This window comes from Salinirubellus salinus (genome assembly GCF_025231485.1).
Lineage (GTDB): Archaea > Halobacteriota > Halobacteria > Halobacteriales > Haloarculaceae > Salinirubellus > Salinirubellus salinus.
The window spans coordinates 1,404,082-1,421,572 of the sequence record NZ_CP104003.1; the positions used below are offsets into that span (position 1 = coordinate 1,404,082).

At 69.5% G+C, this 17,491-nt stretch carries 16 protein-coding genes; 9 read left to right on the forward strand and 7 right to left on the reverse strand.

Features of this window, described 5'->3' with window-relative positions; genetic code table 11:
• Positions 1-29: 29 nt before the first annotated feature.
• The 5 genes from N0B31_RS07800 to N0B31_RS07820 form a co-directional block, all read right to left on the reverse strand.
• Complete coding sequence (locus tag N0B31_RS07800; protein WP_260595306.1) at positions 30-1,097, reverse strand: mRNA surveillance protein pelota; 1,068 nt, start codon at positions 1,095-1,097, stop codon at positions 30-32.
• Positions 1,098-1,136: 39 nt separating this feature from the next.
• Positions 1,137-1,895: a DUF4013 domain-containing protein gene (locus N0B31_RS07805; RefSeq protein WP_260595307.1), complete on the reverse strand. Its 759-nt coding sequence runs from the start codon at positions 1,893-1,895 to the stop codon at positions 1,137-1,139.
• A gap of 74 nt (positions 1,896-1,969) precedes the next feature.
• Positions 1,970-2,668 (reverse strand): DUF4013 domain-containing protein, encoded by a 699-nt coding sequence (locus N0B31_RS07810; RefSeq protein WP_260595308.1) that lies wholly within the window; start codon positions 2,666-2,668, stop codon positions 1,970-1,972.
• Positions 2,669-2,788: 120 nt separating this feature from the next.
• Positions 2,789-4,891 (reverse strand): ribosome rescue protein RqcH, encoded by a 2,103-nt coding sequence (rqcH, locus tag N0B31_RS07815; protein WP_260595309.1) that lies wholly within the window; start codon positions 4,889-4,891, stop codon positions 2,789-2,791.
• Between the two features lie 51 nt (positions 4,892-4,942).
• Positions 4,943-6,229 carry an MFS transporter gene (locus N0B31_RS07820; protein WP_260595310.1) on the reverse strand — a complete coding sequence of 429 codons (1,287 nt, stop codon included), beginning with the start codon at positions 6,227-6,229 and terminating at the stop codon, positions 4,943-4,945.
• A gap of 133 nt (positions 6,230-6,362) precedes the next feature.
• Here N0B31_RS07820 and N0B31_RS07825 point away from each other — a divergent pair, with 133 nt between their 5' ends.
• On the forward strand, positions 6,363-6,599 hold the full coding sequence (locus tag N0B31_RS07825; protein WP_260595311.1) for a hypothetical protein: 237 nt from the start codon (positions 6,363-6,365) through the stop codon (positions 6,597-6,599).
• 21 nt (positions 6,600-6,620) lie between these two features.
• Here the strand turns inward: N0B31_RS07825 and N0B31_RS07830 are convergent, their stop codons facing one another.
• On the reverse strand, positions 6,621-7,319 hold the full coding sequence (locus N0B31_RS07830; RefSeq protein WP_260595312.1) for an MBL fold metallo-hydrolase: 699 nt from the start codon (positions 7,317-7,319) through the stop codon (positions 6,621-6,623).
• Positions 7,320-7,453: 134 nt separating this feature from the next.
• Between N0B31_RS07830 and N0B31_RS07835 the strand changes: the two genes are divergently transcribed.
• The 5 genes from N0B31_RS07835 to N0B31_RS07855 all read left to right on the forward strand — a co-directional run bounded on the left by N0B31_RS07835 (position 7,454) and on the right by N0B31_RS07855 (position 13,628).
• Positions 7,454-8,284 carry a hypothetical protein gene (locus N0B31_RS07835; RefSeq protein ID WP_260595313.1) on the forward strand — a complete coding sequence of 277 codons (831 nt, stop codon included), beginning with the start codon at positions 7,454-7,456 and terminating at the stop codon, positions 8,282-8,284.
• Between the two features lie 70 nt (positions 8,285-8,354).
• Positions 8,355-9,218, forward strand: coding sequence for a M14 family metallopeptidase (locus N0B31_RS07840; RefSeq protein WP_260595314.1), 864 nt, complete (start codon positions 8,355-8,357; stop codon positions 9,216-9,218).
• A gap of 87 nt (positions 9,219-9,305) precedes the next feature.
• Positions 9,306-11,420, forward strand: coding sequence for a DHH family phosphoesterase (locus N0B31_RS07845; protein WP_260595315.1), 2,115 nt, complete (start codon positions 9,306-9,308; stop codon positions 11,418-11,420).
• Positions 11,421-11,517: 97 nt separating this feature from the next.
• Positions 11,518-11,772 carry a hypothetical protein gene (locus N0B31_RS07850; RefSeq protein ID WP_260595316.1) on the forward strand — a complete coding sequence of 85 codons (255 nt, stop codon included), beginning with the start codon at positions 11,518-11,520 and terminating at the stop codon, positions 11,770-11,772.
• Between the two features lie 182 nt (positions 11,773-11,954).
• Positions 11,955-13,628 (forward strand): tRNA uridine(34) 5-carboxymethylaminomethyl modification radical SAM/GNAT enzyme Elp3, encoded by a 1,674-nt coding sequence (locus N0B31_RS07855; protein WP_260595317.1) that lies wholly within the window; start codon positions 11,955-11,957, stop codon positions 13,626-13,628.
• Between the two features lie 522 nt (positions 13,629-14,150).
• Here N0B31_RS07855 and N0B31_RS07860 read toward each other — a convergent pair.
• Entirely contained in the window at positions 14,151-14,633 is a 483-nt protein-coding gene (locus N0B31_RS07860; RefSeq protein ID WP_260595318.1) for a GNAT family N-acetyltransferase, read from the reverse strand.
• Between the two features lie 134 nt (positions 14,634-14,767).
• Here N0B31_RS07860 and N0B31_RS07865 point away from each other — a divergent pair, with 134 nt between their 5' ends.
• From N0B31_RS07865 to N0B31_RS07875, 3 genes are all read left to right on the forward strand, one after another.
• On the forward strand, positions 14,768-15,934 hold the full coding sequence (locus tag N0B31_RS07865) for a DUF502 domain-containing protein (RefSeq protein WP_260595319.1): 1,167 nt from the start codon (positions 14,768-14,770) through the stop codon (positions 15,932-15,934).
• Positions 15,931-16,341, forward strand: a complete 411-nt coding sequence (locus N0B31_RS07870; RefSeq protein WP_260595320.1) for an archease — start codon at positions 15,931-15,933, stop codon at positions 16,339-16,341. Before N0B31_RS07865 ends, N0B31_RS07870 begins: the two co-directional genes overlap by 4 nt.
• 81 nt (positions 16,342-16,422) lie before the next feature.
• Positions 16,423-17,454, forward strand: a complete 1,032-nt coding sequence (locus tag N0B31_RS07875; protein ID WP_260595321.1) for a DoxX family protein — start codon at positions 16,423-16,425, stop codon at positions 17,452-17,454.
• Positions 17,455-17,491: the final 37 nt, after the last annotated feature.

Here is a 17,491-nt window from a genome sequence, read left to right on the forward strand (position 1 = left end):
GGTGGCCCTCGCTCGCTGCCTGACAGCCCTCAATCGAGTCGATAGCGGAGGATGGCGGCGACGCCGCCGAGGTTCCGCAACTGCTGGCCGGGGTCGAACTCGCCGGAGAACACCGTCACCTCGCCCCCCTGCCGCTCGACGGTCTTCACGAGTTCGTTGGCGTCCACGTCCCAGTCGCCTTCGCCGGCCCGCTCCTTCCGGAGCCGCTCGTCGAGCACCAGCAGGGTCTCGACGGCGCCGAAGTCGGCGGCCTGCTGTACCTCCTCGATGCCGTAGGCCGCCTTGGCGCCCGTGGCGATCTGCTCCATCAACTCGTCGACGAGCTCGGCCTCGCGAGCGATGCGTGTCTCGGCCTGCACCCGGTCGACGGCACCACGCTTGAGCACCTCGTGGACCCCACGGTCACCGACGCTCGCGGTGTCGACGGTCTGGATCTTGCCGGCGAGGTCGGGGTACTCCTCGGTGATGTAGTCCAGCGCGTCCTGCTTGGTGAACCCCGGTCCGGCGAGCAGGATGGCCTCCACGCCCATCCGGTTCAGGACGGCGCCGAGCTCCGCGAACAGCTCCGAGCGCGGCCGGGCGAACTCCCCCTTCCCGGTCGGGCCGGTGATGGCGGCGCGTTCCTCGACGCCGTACTGCGCGACGGTGTGGACGTACGCCTCGCCCTCCTCGACGGTGGCGATGGCGACGTCGGGGTTCTCACTCGCCTCGACGGCCTCCTGCAGCCGTTCGAGCTGGTCGGTCTGCCAGACCTTCGTGATGGAGATCTCGGTGCGCTCCTCCACGTTGAGCGTGTGGTGAAAGCCGAGCTGGTCCTCGCGAGAGCAGTCGACGATCTCCCCGCCGACCCGGAGTCGGTTGGCGAACTTCGCGAACTCCACGTCCTCGACGGCGATCTCGACCCACATGTGCTCGCGCTCGCCGCCGGTATCGCGCATCTGGTCGTCGTTGCGCTGGATACGGCGGGTGGTGTCGCCCGAGACCCGGTCACCCGGTTCGAGGACGTACTGGAGGTGCCAGAGGTCGTCGAGGCTCTCGGGGACCACGTCGATGCGCTCTCCCTCGCCCTCGACGCGCGTCCGGTCGGCGATTCGCATGGGCGTGACGAGGAGACGACCAGTAAAGGAGCCTGCTATCTAGGTGAGCGGGTCCGGGTCGGGGATGCGGTCGTCACCCGTCTCCTCGTCCCCCTCGCCGGTGTCGTCCCCGGTCCCGCCGAAGCCGTCGTCACCCGTGGGTTCGACACCGAGCCCCTCGCCGAAGCCACGCCCGAACAGGTAGTAGGTCACCACCTGGACGTAGAACAGGACGAAGATACCGACGAGGAGCACGGTCAGCAGGGCGCCGACGAATCCCAGCACCAGCGAGACGACGATGGCGAGGACGACGGCCACGAAGTAGTCGCCGGTGAACGCACCCTTCCGGACCGTCGAGAGGTCGAACGCCGCGCCGAGATCACCCTCGTGGGCGAAGTTCGCCGTGGCGGCGGGGATGAGGTAACTCGCCACCAGCACGAGGAGGATACCCACGAGGAAGACGAGGCCACCGACGATGCCGAGGCCCGTTCCCGCGCCGCCCGCGCCGCTCTCCGCGGCGAAGGCACCCGTCCCGACGACGAACACCCCGAAGAGGATGACGAGGATGGGGACGATGGCGTACGCGAGCTGGACGACGAACAGGAGGATGCCGTCCACGAACAGTTCACCCCAGTCCTCGAACACCGGCGCTCTGTCCTCCCCGCGGACGCCAGCACGGAGCACCCGGACGAGGTACCCCTGGACCGGCAGGATGGGCACGAACAGGACCGACCCGAGTATCGTCAGGACACCACCGATGAGCACCGTCTTCAACCAGTCGTCGTGCTGCTGCGGGAACGAGAGGGCTTCGCTCAACATACGGACGACCGTTCAGAACTCCGATACAAATAGGTTCTGCAGGTGTGGGGTGGTTACCGGGTGTGAGTGCCTGTTCAGGCGACGGCCGTGCCGACGTCCTCGCGGGACTCCATCTCCATCTGGGTCGCGTCCTCGAAGCCACGGCCGTAGAGGTTGAACGCGACGACGGCGGCGTAGAAGTTCACCGGGATGGCCAGGATGAACCCCAGGACGGGGACGGCGTTCAGGACGCCGACGACGATGCCGGCGACGATGCCGACACCCAGGGCCATCAGCCACGGGGTCGCGTACTTGCCGCTGACGAGCGCGGGGCGGAGTTCGCCGAAGGCGAACCCCGATCCGATGTTGCCAGTCCGGGCGTAGTTGGCCAGCGCCGCGGGCGTGACGTACCACACGGCGAGGAACAGGATACTCGAGACGGTGAACCCGAGCAGGGAGCCGAAGATCGCGCCGGCACCCACGTCACCGCCGGTCAGCGCGCCGAGGACGACGCCACCGACGCTGATGCCGAACACGATACCCGGTATCAGGAGGTAGACGAAGGCCACGACGAACGCCTTCAGTCCGTCGACCAGCATCTCGCCGTACTCGTCGAACACCGGGGGCTGGTCGTCGCCGTCCATGCTCCCGCGGAGCACGCGCATGTAGTAGCCGAGCACGACGAGCACGGGCAGGAACAGGAAGCCCAGCAACAGCATGACCGAGCCGATGGCGATGGTCTTGATCCAGTTCTCCTCGTCGTTCCGCGGGTAGTTGATGGCTTCTTCGAACATGGTGAGCGCCGACGGGTGCCCCGTCGAACGATAGAACCACTCCCTCCGCGAAATTAAGGCTGGAGTCGGCGCAGGGCAACTCCCGTTTCCCGGACTGTACCCGCAGACGACACGACCGCGTCAGTCGACGATACGGCTCCCGCCCGCCGGGCAGAACTCCTGGATGAGGTCCGGGGAGGCAACCTTCCGAACGAACGACCCGTCGGCGAACCGGTCGCGGAACTGGCGATAGACCATCTTCGCGATGTCGTTCTGGGCGTACTGTCCGGGCTCGAGGCGGACGAGCGTCTCGGCCTGCCCCTCGATCGCCGACGGCGGCCCCCCGACGACGCGCGAGTAGGGCTCGACCTGGATACCGACGGCCACGCCGACCGGCGTGTCCTCGTAGTACGTCCGGTCGCCGCGGACGACGAACGACCCCTTCTCGACGTACTCGCCGGACTCGGGGGTCTTCGAGACCTGGTCCGGAGCCACCTCGTAGACGTCGCCGGTGAACTGACCGTCCTTCCAGATGGAGGAGTAGGAGACGGCGAACTGGGCGGCCTCCTCGCGTGACTGCTGGGGGATGTCCACGTCGCGGGCGGCCTCGCTCGGCCCGGTCGCCTTCAGGATCGTGGCGGGGGCCCCGTGGGCCTGCGTGTGGAAGAACCGGTCGCCCTTGTCCATGTACTTCTTGACGAGTTCCTCGTTCTGGTCGGCGTTTCGCCCACCGATGACGAGGAAGCCGTCGCTCGTGTGGAACCACCGGAACCGCTCGTACCACTGCTCGTCGCGGCGGATCGGGACCGACGAGCGGGTGAGCCAGTCGACGTCCTCGGACTCCTCCTCGTCGTCCTCCTCCGCCTGCTCGTCGGCCGACCAGTTCGCCTTGCGTTCCTCGAGTTCCGCCAGTTCCTCGCGGGTGTCCTCGATGGCCGCGAGCGCGCCCTCTTTCTTCTCGGCGACGCGCTTGGCCTCGGTGTAGAGGCGGTCGGCGTTCTTCTCGACGCCCTCGCGGACCCGGACGGTGACACGGGTCTGGTCGTCACCGAGTTCGAGCGTGACGGTGCCCTCGCTCCCGTCGACGTCGACGACGGCCTCGGCCGCGGGGATACCGCGTTCGGCTGCCTCCCGAAGCGTCTCGGCGATGTCGTCCCACGGCACGTCCTCCTCGCGGGCCGACCGCACCGTCCGGACGACCTCGTCCACCGTGTCGTAGTGTGCGTACAGCAGTTCGGCCTTCTCCCGTTCGGCCTCGGCCTGCTCCTCGAAGTTCTGGATGGCCCCCTCCTGCTGCTCGATGATGCGTTGCTTGCGGGCGATCTCCTCCTCGAAGTCCGGCCGGTCGCTCGTCGGGTCGGCCGGCTGTTCGGTCTCGCGCTCGAGTTCGTGGAAGTAGACGTCGAGCGCCTCGTTGAACGTCTCGAACGCCTCGCTCTGGAGGTGTTCGTGCTCCTCGAGCGGGACGGGCGTGGCGTCGACGACCTCGCCGTCGTCGTCCCGGTAGAGTCGCGGGTCGAGGTCCCCCTCCTTCAGGGTGGTCCGGAGGGTCTCGATGACGCGCCAGAGGTCGTCGTACGCGTCGTCGGTGGCGTCAGCGATGTCGAGCGTCTTCTCGACCCCGGCCCGGGTGCAGAGCTCCTCGCCCCAGAGGCCACCGAAGTTGAGCTGGGTGGCGATGGTCCGGACCACGTCGGTGTCGGAGTCGTCCATCACGGCGCCGAACTGCTCGCGCGTGGCAGTGAGCGGGTCGAACCGCGAGGCCGGGTAGCCGTACTGACTGCCGGGCGCGACGGTCCTCGATTTGAGGCGGACCGTGTCGAGACAGGAGACGACCTCGCGATCCTCGTTCAGGACGGCGACGTTCCCGTCGCCGAACAGTTCGACGACGACGAGCGTGGCCGCGTCACCGCGCTCGAAGCGGAAGGTGAGGATGCGGTCGAACTCGTACTGTTCCACGTCCGCGAAGTCCGCGCCAGAGACGCGGTTCCGGAGCATCATCGCGAAGTTCGGCGGGCGGCCGGGGGCGTCGGGCACACGCTCCTGTGCGGCGAGGTGGACGCGTTTCGGGTCGCGGACCTCCGCCAGCAGGTCGAGTCGGCCCGCGTCGAAGTCGCGCATCTTCAGCCGCAGGAGGTCGTCCGGATAGAGGTAGGCCTTGTCGACCTTCGCGCCCGCGTGCCGCCGGAGTTCCGTGACGAGCGCCGCGAGGTCCACGCTCGTCAGGGCACGCTTCTGATCCATGGCGGTGCGACTCGGGGCGCGAGGAAAGGCCCGTCGGTTCCCGACGCCACCTCAGGCCACGGCCGCGAACTCCTCGCCGAACGCGAGGAACAGCCCCACCCCCACGAGGCCGACGGCGCTCGCCACGCCGAACGAGAGCACCGGGTCGATACCGTACAGGTAGCCACCGAGGACGCCCGCCGGCACGACGAGCGTGTTCCGGACGAGGTAGTAGGTGCCCGTGACGCGGCCCCCCGCGTTCGCCTCGGCCGGACCGACGATGAGCGCCTTGTGGGAGGGGAGGCCCGCGAACCGGAGCCCCGAGAACGCGAACAGTGCGACGAGCACCCACTGGTCGGGCGGCGCGAGTATCAGGAGAATCGGGAACGTGGCGTAGACGAGGAAGCCCGTGGCGACGACGGGCTTGAGGCCGACTCGCTCTGCCACCTTCGAGACGGGCACCATCGTCAGCAGCGCGACAGTCATCTCGACGCCGAGCAGGACGCCGAAGAACGCGGCCGGCGAGATGGCGACGCCGAACCCCTCGAAGCCGACACCGAGGCGCTTCGCGACGACGATGGAGAAGAACACGTAGACCATCCCGTTGGCGAACCGGACGAGCGTGTCGCCCAGGAGGAGCGGCCGGAGCGGGTCCGGCATCCCGAGCAGGTCGTCCCGTATCGTCCGCAGGCCCGCGAACGACTTCCCGAAGGAGTCCCCGGCCGGGTCGTAGAGGCGGTGCTGCGCGAACGTAGCGAGCAGGCCGAACGCGACGGCGAGCAGCAGGACCGCCTGGAACCCCTCGACGAACGGGGTGACCCGTTCGACGACGAACGCGGCCAGCAGGGGCCCGAGCAGGAACCCCACCCGCCGGAACACCTCCGTCGAGGCGAAGCCGCTGGCGAGGCGCTCGGGCGGCACCGACTGCTTGACGATGGCGAACGTCGCACCCAGCCCGAAGGACTTCCACGCCTGCGCGAGCAGGAGGCCGAGGAAGAGGAACGCCCACGCCGGCAGGCCGAACACGGCGAGGTCGGGCGCGAGTGCCCAGACGAGGAAGCCGGCCGAGGAGGCGAGCCCGAACGCCGTGAGCGCGGTCCGCGAGCCGATGCGGTCGGAGACCAGCCCACCGGCGTAGGGGTAGACGGCCCCTACGAGGTCGGAGAACGATCGGTAGAGTCCCACGACCAGCGCGCTCGCTCCGAGCGCGTCGAGGTAGAGCCCGAAGTACTGGTTCGTCATCTGGAAACCGAGCGAGAACGCCAGCATCGCCACCGAGAGGACGAGGACGTCGCGTTCGAGCGAGAGGAACTGGCGGAACGGGCCGAGCGTGTCCGCGGCCTCCTCGTCCCTTGCCATCGGACTGGAGGTAGGGAGCACCGAGCATAAAACCGACCGACGGAGGCCCGACAGTCGGCGTATCTACCCCTACATATAGTGGCGTCTCACACTGGCCAAGACCTCACCCTCTTTTTCACGGTAGGGGTGGCGCATGAGCAGCGGAGTCCTCGTCCGACAGGCGCTCGCGCGTGGCGAGAGCCACCGCACCGCGAGCGTCCTGACGAGGATGGAGCAGGTCGCCGACGTGGTGACCGCGTTCGACCACCTCACGGTCGGGGCTCCCGAGTCGGCCGAGTTCGGACCCCGGGGGACCGAGTGGAGGGATCCGACCGGGGACTCGTCCACCGGGCGGGGCTCCTCGGAGCACTCCCGGCCGACGGAGGACTAGCCGAGACGTTCGGAGGGCCACTCAGAGCCGGGCAGCCAGCCCCGTCAGGGCCTCGCGGCCACCCTCGGTCAGCGGGCGGCCGTGGCCAGGGCAGGCCACCTCGAACGGCGGTGCGCGCTCGGCGAACGAGCGGATGGACTCGCGGAGCTGGTACATGTCGTAGGAGTCGAGCCAGAACGGCGGGGTCAGCGTCCCGCCCTCGACCCAGACGAGGTCACCGAGGAACGCCACGCCGAGGCCGTCGTGGACGTAGACCGTGTGGCCGGGGTTGTGGCCGGGGGTGTGGTAGGCGGTGAAGCCGCCGACGCGGTCGCCGTCGCGGACCCGCTCGGCGTCCGCCGGGAGCGAGAAGAACGGTCGGACGACGCGGTGGAACAGCCCCTTCGGGTGGGCCGTGGGCGGGTGGTCCTCGCCTCGCGCGAGACGGGCGTCGGCCTCGCCGACGTGGACAGTCCCCTCGAACCCCGACCCGCGGAGGCCCGGGAGCCCCCCGGTGTGGTCGAGGTCGTAGTGCGTGACCAGGACGCGGTCGAGGTCGGCGGGGGCGTAGCCGTCACCCGCCGCCCGGAGTTCCGCCCTGAGCGACGGGCGGTTGTAGGGGAGGCCGGTGTCGAGCAGCGTCACCTCGTCGCCCTCGTCGACGAGGTAGGCGTTCGAGGCCAGCGGCGGGAACAGGCCGACGCCGAGTTCCCAGACGCCGTCTGCGAGCCGAGTAGGCATACCCTCGTTAGGGCCTCACGGATTATGAACCCGCGCCCCGAGTCGGCGCCAGCGTGCTTCCCGCGCCCGTGTGGCACGGATTGGCCCCGGACAACCACGGGACTTTGCCCCCGCGGACCGTTCAGTGGCCCGAAATGTCCTCCCCACCCCGCTCCGGACGCGGCGCGCGCATCGGCCGCCGGAGCCTCCTCGCGCTGGCCCTCGCGGTGCTCACCGTCACCGCCGGGTGTACGCTCCCGTTCTTCGGCCCCGAACCCGACAGTTTCGACGCCACCTACGACTACCGCTTCGGCATCGACGTCTACGGCAACCTCACGGACGTGACCGTCCGGGCGCCGCTCCCGGTCGGACCGAACGGGACGCCGCTCGATGCCGAGGTGCTCCTCCCCGACGGCGCGGTCCGTGACCGTGACGACCAGCAGGTGTTCGACGCGCGCATCGTCGACACGGAGTTCGGACCGATGCTCGAACTGACCGCCGACCGCGTCGAGGTGGTCCCGCGTTACTTCGCCACCGTCGAGGAGGACGGCGTCGGCCGGCAGGTGGAGATCTCCGCCGACGAGTACGACCCGGAGAACCCCGACCACCGGACGGTCGACTTCCGGTCCGCCAGCGTCTCGGTCACCATCAGGGGTGAGTACCCCATCGACACCCGGACGCCCGTCGGCTCCGAACCGGTGTTCCACAACCTGAGCGACCGGACGGTCGTCGAGTGCCCCACCCCGACGACCGACGGGGCGACCTGCTACGCGTACACCGGCCCGTACTACGTCTCGTACGACGCCGACCCCGAGACGCGCGTCCAGACGTTCGCCGCCTTCGAGGGGTACAACGAGTGGTTCGCCGGCGGCTGGACCGGCAACAGCTACCGTGACTCCGTGAGCGTGAACGTCACTGGCCCGCAGGACAGCTGGGTCGACGCCGAGGGCGAGCTGCTGACCGGGAACGGCAACTACCGTGACTGACCCCGTTCCGGTGAGAACCGGTGGCGTCGCGTGACGCTGGACTCATATTTACCCCCCGGGTACGCGACGTATGGAACCCGTCCCCGACGTGACGACACACGGGCCCGGCGAGCCCGAGGTGGCCGTGGTCGGGGGCGTCCACGGCGACGAACCCTCCGGGGTCCGCGCCGTCGAACGCCTCCGCCGGGCCATCGAGCGCGACGAACTCGACCTGCAGCGCGGACTGGGGCTGGTCGTGGCGAACCCGCCGGCCGTCGAGGCCGGCACCCGGTACCTCGACTCGGACCTGAACCGCTCGTTCCCGGGCGACCCGGACGGTGACCGCGAGCAGCGACTCGCCGCCCGACTGGTCGACGAGACCCGCGACCTGCTGACGCTCTCGTTGCACGCGACCCACTCCGAGGCGGACCCCATCGCCCTGTTCGACTCGTCGCAGGCCGGGATGCTGGAGTACGCCAGCGACCTGCCCGTCCCGTACGTGGTGGACCACCGGCAGGCCACCTCGGGGTCCTACGCCGAGGTGAACGACGTGCTCACCGTCGAGGCGGGCAGTCAGGGGACCGAGGCGGCCGCGGTCACCGCGGAGAAACTCGCGGTCGACTTCCTCCGGTCGACGGACGTGCTGGAGGGGTCGCCGGACGCGAGGGACTCGTCGTACTTCGCGATGAACGAGCAGGTGGCGAAACCGCCCTCCGAGGAGTACGAACTGCTGGTCGAGAACTTCCACCTCGTCGAGCGCGGGCAGGCGTTCGCGCGAGCGGACGGGGAGCCGCTGCACGCCGACGACCCGTTCTACCCCATCCTGATGAGCGCGTGGGGGTACAGCGAGGTGTTCGGCTTCAAGGGGCACAAGATCGGCGAGAGCGCCGAGGAGGCGCGGGCGGCACTGGCGGCCGACCCCACGGCGGCCGGCGGGGCGGCGGGCGACGACTGACCGGCCGTTCACCGCCGACCGTGAGTCGGTCGGACCGACACGCGGATTCCGACAACCGTTTAGGGGCCGGTCCGTCACGTCACGGTAATGGGTGAATGTATCATCTGCGGCACCTCCACGGAGGGCCACGTCTGTGAGACCCACCAGGAGGACGTCGCGTTCGAGTTCCGAGGCAACCGACCCGGCCAGCTGAAACCCGGCCGATTCTACCGAGGCACCGTCGACGGCTACGCCGAGTTCGGCGTCTTCGTCGACCTGAGCGACCGCGTGACGGGGTTGCTCCACCGCTCCAAACTGGACAAGCGCCTCGAGTCCCTCGACTGGGAGGTCGGCGACTCGGTGTACGTACAGGTCACGAACATCCGCGACAACGGCGACGTGGACCTCGGCTGGTCCATCCGCCAGTCCGAGCGCGACTTCCGCGGGTTCCTCATCCAGGACCCGGAGGGAGACGTGCTCGCCGAGGAGGAGGACGAGTCGGGAAACGGGACTGAGGCCGAGACCGACTCGGCGCCGGAACCGGAGCCCGAACCGGAACCCGAACCGGAACCCGAGGTCGAGGCCGAACCCGACCGCGGTGCGAAGACGCCCAGCGAGGACGAAGCCGAGGCGGAGGAGGCCTCCGAGGCGGAACCCGAACCCGAACCCGAACCCGAACCCGAACCCGAGACGCAGGCCGACGCGGAGGTCGAGGACGCCGCCGAGGTCGCCCGCGTGGTCGTCGACGACCTGCGCGAGCGGGTCGGCGAGGACGTCCGCATCGAGGGCGAGATCGTCAGCGTGCGACAGACCTCCGGTCCGACCGTGTTCGAACTCCGCGACGAGACCGGCGTGGTCGACTGCGCGGCGTTCGTCGAGGCCGGCGTGCGTGCCTACCCCGAGGTGGAGGTGGGCGACGTCGTCCGACTCGTGGGCGAGATCCGCGTCCGCCGCGACGAACTGCAGGTCGAGACCGAGGCGCTCGCCGTCCTCGAGGGCGAGGAGCGCGAGACGGTCGCGAACCGGATGGAGGAGGCGCTGGACGCCGCGGCCGACCCCGGCGAGGTCGAACCCCTCGCCGAGGACGAGGCCGTCGCCGCCGTCACCGACGCCTCCCGCGAGGCAGGCCGGACCATCCGCCGCGCCGTGAAGGAGTCCCGACCCATCGTGGTCCGTCACTCCGCCGACACGGACGGCTACGTCGCCGGTGCCGCCATCGAGCGTGCCGTCCTCCCGCTCGTCCGTGAGGAGCACGCCGGTTCCGACGCCGTCTACCACTACTTCGACCGCCGCCCGCTCGAGGGGACGGTGTACGACCTCGACGACGCGACGAACGACGTGACCCGGATGCTCGGGGACCGCGAGCGCCACGACGAGAAGATCCCACTGTTCGTGTTCGCCGGCGCCGGCGGCACGCGCGACTCGCTCGACGGCCTCGAACTGCTCGGGGTCTACGGTGCGGACCGCGTCGTCGTCGACGGCACCCCGGTCGAGAGCGAGGTCTCCGACCTCGTCGAGACCACGGTCGCCACCGAGGAGACCCGCACCGCGGGTACCGTCGCCGCGACGCTCGCGGCCGGCGTGAACCCCGACGTGCGTGACGACCTCGGGCACCTCCCCGCCGTCACCTACTGGGACGACCTCCCCGAGGCGTACGCCGAGGCCGCCGAGGCCGCTGGCGTCGACGAGGAGGCCGCGACCCGACTCCGCGAGGCCATCGCACTGGAGGCCTACTACCAGTCCTACGAGGACAAGCGCGAACTCATCATCGACCTGCTGTTCGAACAGCAACACGGGCTGGCCGAGCAGGTGTCGACGCAGTTCCGCACGAAGCTCGAGGCGGAGATGGACACCGCGCTCGCCAACCTCGAGACCCGCGAGGCCGGTGGCGTCGAGTTCACCGTCCTCGACACGGACTCGTACACCCACCGCTTCGACTTCCCGCCGACGGGGCTCCTGCTGGACGAGCTCCACCGACGCGACGGGCAGGGCACCGCCGTGACCGTCGGCGTCGGCCGGGACGAACTGCAGGTCCGCACCTCCGAGAACGTGGACCTCCGCGCCGTCGTGGACCGCGTGGCCGAGGCCGTCCCGCAGGGCGGCGTCTCCGCCCGCGGCACGCGCGAGGGCGTCGTCGAGTTCCTCGCCGGCGAGCGCGACGCCGTCGTGGACGCCGTGCTGGAGGAAGTCGCGGCCGAACTGTCGGCCGCGCCCGCGGCGTAGCCCCGGAGTAACGCGTTTTCCGGTTCGATCTGTCTCGGTTTCGTGTTCCAGACCAGTCTCCCGACTGGGTCGCTCCTGTGGGGGGCTGTTCCTCCTCGTGTCCGCGTTGGTCCAGTACGACGGCTGTGACCGGCTCGGTCGGCGCGAGGCCCGACTGTGGGCTGTCACGGTGGCTGTCCCGCCCACCGTCACGCAGTTCACGTCGTTCGCGGTCCTGTTCCCGCACCTCTCGGCCGAACTCACGACGTTCGCGCCGCCGGGGTTCGGCCCCGTGCTCGGAGGGATAGCGCTCGCGGGGGACGTCGGTCGTCGGGTGACGAGCGACGGCCGGCTAACAGAGCCCACGGCCTGATCGGTCCGCGCCGCACAGCGGCCCGAGACCGCTCGGCGGTTCGGAGCGGGGCTGGCTCAGTGGTCCCGTGAGTCCCACGCCGCCCCGCGACACACCACGGCGCACCGCACCCAACCGACACCGGACCACCGACCCACGACCGCAAGGCACGTATCCCGTGGCCCCGGACACGTCGTAAGCGGATGAGTTCCGAAGCCGAGACCGAGAGCGCGTTCGACCGGGTCTGCCGAACCCTCGCCGAGCGACTGCTCGACGGCGAACTGGACCCCGACGACGTCGAGAACGCCAAGACCGACGCCTGCTCGGAGTTCGGCGCGGCCACGGTCCCCAAGCACTCGGACATCGTGGACCACGCCCCGGACGGTGAGCGCGAGGAACTCCAGAAGCTCCTCCAGCGCAAGCCGGTGCGGACGGCCTCTGGCGTCTCGCCCGTCGCCATCATGACCTCGCCCCACACCTGCCCGCACGGGAAGTGTCTCTACTGTCCCGGCGGGCCGGCGAGCGAGTTCTCCTCCTCGCAGTCCTACACGGGCGAGGAGCCAGCGGCGGCGAGGGGGGTGCAGAACGACTACGACCCGTACGGGCAGGTGACGCTGCGGCTCGAGCAGTTGCGGCGCATCGGCCACCCGGTCGACAAGATAGAGCTCATCCTGATGGGCGGGACGATGACCGCCCGGAGCCACGACTACCAGGAGTGGTTCGTCAAGCGGGCCTACGAGGCGATGAACGACTACGACCCGTCCGGCGAACCGAACCCGAGCGAGACCGAGTCGTTCAAGCCGGACCCCGACTCGGTCGAGTTCCGGTATCTGGAGGACGTCGTCGCCGAGAACGAGGTCTCGGACGTCCGGGCAATCGGCACGACGTTCGAGACCAAGCCGGACTGGTGTGACCCCGAGCAGATCGACCGGATGTTGCGCCTCGGCGGGACGAAGGTGGAGGTGGGGGTCCAGACCACCTACGAGCGCGTGAACCGCGAGATGCACCGCGGCCACGGCGTCCAGGCGAGCATCGACGCGAACCGCCGCCTGCGCGACGCCGCGTTCAAGGTGGGGTTCCACATGATGCCCGGGCAGCCGGGGATGAGCAAGGCGATGTGTCTGGAGGACTTCCACGAACTGTTCGAGAACCCCGACTGGCGACCGGACTACCTCAAGATATACCCGACGCTCGTGGTCCGGGACACGCTCACCTACGACATGTGGCGCCGGGGGGAGTACGAACCCCTGACGAACGAGGAGGCCGCCGAACTGGTCGCGGAGATCAAGAAGGATATCCCGCGGTACGTCCGCCTCCAGCGGGTACAGCGTGACATCCCGGCCGACCACATCGACGCCGGCGTCTGGAAGTCGAACCTCCGGCAGCTGGCGCGAAAGCGGATGGCCGAGCACGGCTGGACGTGCGACTGCATCCGCTGTCGCGAGGTCGGGATGAACGACGAGGACCCCGAATACGTCGAACTGGACACGCTCACCTACGAGGCCGGCGGCGGCACGGAGCACTACATCTCGTTCGAGGACTTCGAGAAGGACCTCCTCGTGGGGTTCTGTCGGCTCCGCTTCCCGAGCGAGGACCGCGCGGCGAGCGACGACGACCCGGTCCGCCGCGAACTCGAGGACGCCGCACTCGTCCGCGAGCTCCACGTCTACGGCAACGAGGTGGGCGTGGGGCAGGACTCGGACGGCGACTACCAGCACGAGGGGTACGGCCGCCGACTGCTGGCCGAGGCCGAGCGTCGCGCCCGCGAGGCCGGTTACTCGAAGCTCGCGGTCATCTCGGGCATCGGCGTGCGCGAGTACTACCGCGAGAAACTCGGCTACGTGCAGGACGGCCCGTACGTGAGCAAGCGGTTGTAGGGTGGGAGTCCGGGTGTGTGATGAGTCACTGTCGGCGAGAGCGAGAGGCGAACAGCGAAGGTACAGCCAGCAACAGCGCGAATCACGGTGCAAAGTAACCCGCACAGCACCGCCCAGCACAGCCCTCGTGCCTCCCCTACTGACTCGCTCCGCTCGTCCCTCGCGCGGAATCGTTCGCGGACCTCGCTATCGCTCGGCACCGCTCACCGCACGCGCCGGGGTTTTCGCTCGACCGAGCAAACGACACGGCCTGCGCGGGTGCGCGAACGAACGTGAGCGGGCCCGTACCCGGGGCGTGTGGGTGGGGCAGCCGTGTCACTGCGACAGCAGCGACCGGCCGCTTCGCTGGGCTGTCGCCGTGCGGTTGCTGTTTAGTACGTACCGCGCTAGTCGGTCCGATCACCGAGGAAACACGCACCGACGAACTGTACCACAGAGACGAACGCTACCTCGCGAGGACGTCACGTCCAGCGAACCCGCTCCAATCGAAGACGCGAACCCAGACACCAGACCGAACGAGTCCTACCGACCGAGGAAGCGCGAGAGCCTGTCCCGGATGCCCCCCTCACCGAGTTTCAGGTAGTAGGCGTCGCCGTGGTCCTCGTAGTAGTTGTCGACGCGGCGCTTGATCTCGAAGCCGACGTGCTGGTAGAACTCGACCGCAGCGCGGTTCGTGGTCCGGGCGTGGCAGGTGACCGTGTTGTACTCCTCGGCGACGCGGGCGACGAGTCGTTTGCCGAACCCCTCGCCACGGTAGTCGGGGTGGACGGCGAGAAAGAGGATGTACCCGTCGCGGCGGGTGGCGGCGAAACCGACGAGGTGGTCCTCGACGCCGCGCTCGACGAGGGCGTAGACCGTCGAACGGCGGTAGGCATCGAGGAAGAACCCCCGTCGCTGCTTGAGGACGCCCTCCCGTTCGCGGATGGCCTCCTTGAGCTCCCAGGCGTCCTCGGCCAGCGTGTCGTCGCCGGGGCCGAAGACGCGCGTCTCGATGTTGACACTCACTACCATGTCGTACTACGTGGGCGGATATAGTTCCACCGCCAGCGGCCACGAGGAACCGCCAGCGGCCGCGAGGAACCGCCTGCGGCCCCGAGGGGCCGCAAGGCTTTCGGACGCGCCACGAGACTCGCGAGTATATGGCACCACGGACCTCCGGAGAGGAGGCCGACCAGCCCACCCGCCGACGCCCGTCCTCCAGGGAACTGTTGCGCCGCTCGTTCGTCTCCGGCGTCGGTCTCGCCCTCCCGTTGCTGGTCACGCTCGCCATCCTCTCGTTCGCGCTCAACTTCATCTCGGGCCAACTGGACCCCGTCGTCGACGTCGTCCAGCAGGCCACCCCGAACCAGCAGTTACAGGCGTTCCTCATCGAGGTGACGACGCTCGTGGTGCTGCTCGTCCTCGTGTTCGTCGTCGGGTTCCTCGCCGAGTTCGGGCCCGGCGACGGACAGATCGGCGACGGGTTCGACTACGTGATGGAGTCCATCCCGGGCGTCGGTTCCGTCTACACCTCGTTCAACGAGATGAGCGAACTCCTGCTCGACTCCGACACCGAGAGTTTCCAGGAGGTGAAACTGGTCGAGTATCCCCGCGACGGCTCGTACACGGTGGCGTTCAAGACGGCCACGACCCCGGACGTCATCGGCGACGCGACCGGCCACGAGGAGATGGTCACCCTGTTCATGCCGATGGCGCCGAACCCCGTGATGGGCGGGTTCGTCATCCACGTCTCGTCCGACCGGGTCGTGGACGTGGACATGACCGTCGAGCAGGGGATCCGGAGCATCGTCACCTCGGGCGTCGCCATCGGCGAGGACGACCCGCAGATGCGGGGACTGACCGAGGCCCAGTTGCGCGAACTGAGTCAGGTCCAGCGCATCGACAACCAGGTCGGTGGGGCGGACCCGGAGGATGTCGGTCGGGACACCGGGATGGCCGAGCGGCGTGAACAGTACGACGAGAACGTCTCGCCCGAGCACTCCGACACCCCCACGGGAATCGAGAGTCGCACCGACGACGGCACGGTCGGGGAGTCGATGGACGACCACGACCGGCCGGGCGACGTGACGAGCGAGGCCGTCATCGGCGAGACGAGTGAGAGGACCCCCGCCGAGCGTGCCGGGCGGATGCCGGACCGGGCCGAGCAGACGAGCGAGAAGCCCCCCGCGGAGATGGCCGACCGCGACCCCGCACGACGCGACGGGACGGACGGCCCGCCCGCCGACGCCACGGATGCCGACGCCGAGGCGGACGCGGACGTGGACCCGAGCGGTGAAGCCGACGGGTCACGAGACACAGAGTCGTGAGCTTCGAACTGCGCGAGCACACGGCGGACGTGGCCGTGGCCGCCCGTGGCGAGACGCTGGGGGAACTGTACGCGGCCGTGGCCGACGGGCTGGCGGCCGCGATGTGCGACGAGGTGCCCGAACACGGTGGCGAGACGTTCGAGGTGACCGTCCACGCCGAGAGCCGCGAGGCACTCCTGTTCGACTACCTCGACGAGCTCGTCTACCGGCGGGACGTGGAGGCGGTGCTCCCCGTCGACAACGAGGCGAGCGTCGAACCCGACACCGAGTGGGACCTCTCGGGGTCGTTCCGTGGCGTGCCGCTGGCCGACGTGACCGCCCGCGAAGTGAAGGCCGTCACGTACTCTGACATGGCGGTCGAACGCGACGGCGAGGAGTGGACGGCCTACGTCGTCTTCGACGTCTGAGTCGTCGTCACGGCAGCCCGTCGGGCGGCTGTCGCTGGCCGGTTACGTGCGGGTTATGCGGCGTCGGCGCCTCGGTAGCGTATGGACTGGTCCCCCCTCCCCTTCCACGTCGACTACGTGACCGACGGGCCCGGCGACGCGCGCGAGGCGTTCGCGTTCGTGCTGGAGACGCTCGCGGACCCCCCGACCGCCGCCCTGTTCCTCGTGGGCGGACTGGGCGCGGCCCTGTTCGTCGGGGGCTGGCTCCGCGCGCGGCCGACGGTCCCCGACCTCGTGGTGTTGCGCGAGACGCTCGTCGGCTACCGCGACCTGGTGCCGTGGATGCTGCGGCTCGCGATGGGTCTCCCGCTGGTGGGCGCGGGCTTCGCGGGCTACTTCTTCAGCCCCATCGTCGCGGCGCCGGGGGTGCGACTCCTCCAGATCGCACTCGGTTTCCTGTTGCTGTTCGGGCTGGCGACGCGCGCGAGCGCCGCGTCCGCGCTCGGGCTCTACCTCGCGGGGCTGGCGAGCGACCCGACGCTCCTGCTGGCGTTCGAGTACGTCGGGGGCCTCGCGGCGCTCGTCCTCCTCGGTGGTGGGCGCCCGAGCGCCGACGACATGCTGGGACGCGTGGCCGCGACGGAGGGGACACTCTACAACCGGGTCGACCCGGTCCACCGCGTCGCCGAGCGGTTCCGGGCCGCCATGGCGCCGTACGAGCGGTACGCGCCGACCGTCCTGCGGGTGGGGACGGGGCTGACCTTCGCGTACCTCGGTGTCGTCGAGAAGTTGCTCGACCCCGGCCGGGCGGCGCTCGTCGTGGCGAAGTACGACCTCACGAGCGTCGTCCCGGTGAGCGAGGGGGCGTGGATACTCGGCGCGGGTCTGGTGGAACTGGCCGTCGGGGTGGCACTGGTCGCGGGACTGTTGACGCGGGGGACGGCCGCGCTCGCGTTCGTCGTCCTGACGACGACGCTGTTCGGTCTCCCCGACGACCCGGTGCTGGCGCACGTCACGTTGTTCGGGCTCGTCTCGGCCATCTTCACGCTCGGGGGGGGACCGCTCTCGGTCGACCGTCTCCTCGAGGCCACCCCGGCCAGCCGGGGTCGGGAGCGCGCGGACCCGGCGGACTGAGTACGCACGACCCGCCGGTGTGAGAGGTTTCTTGACT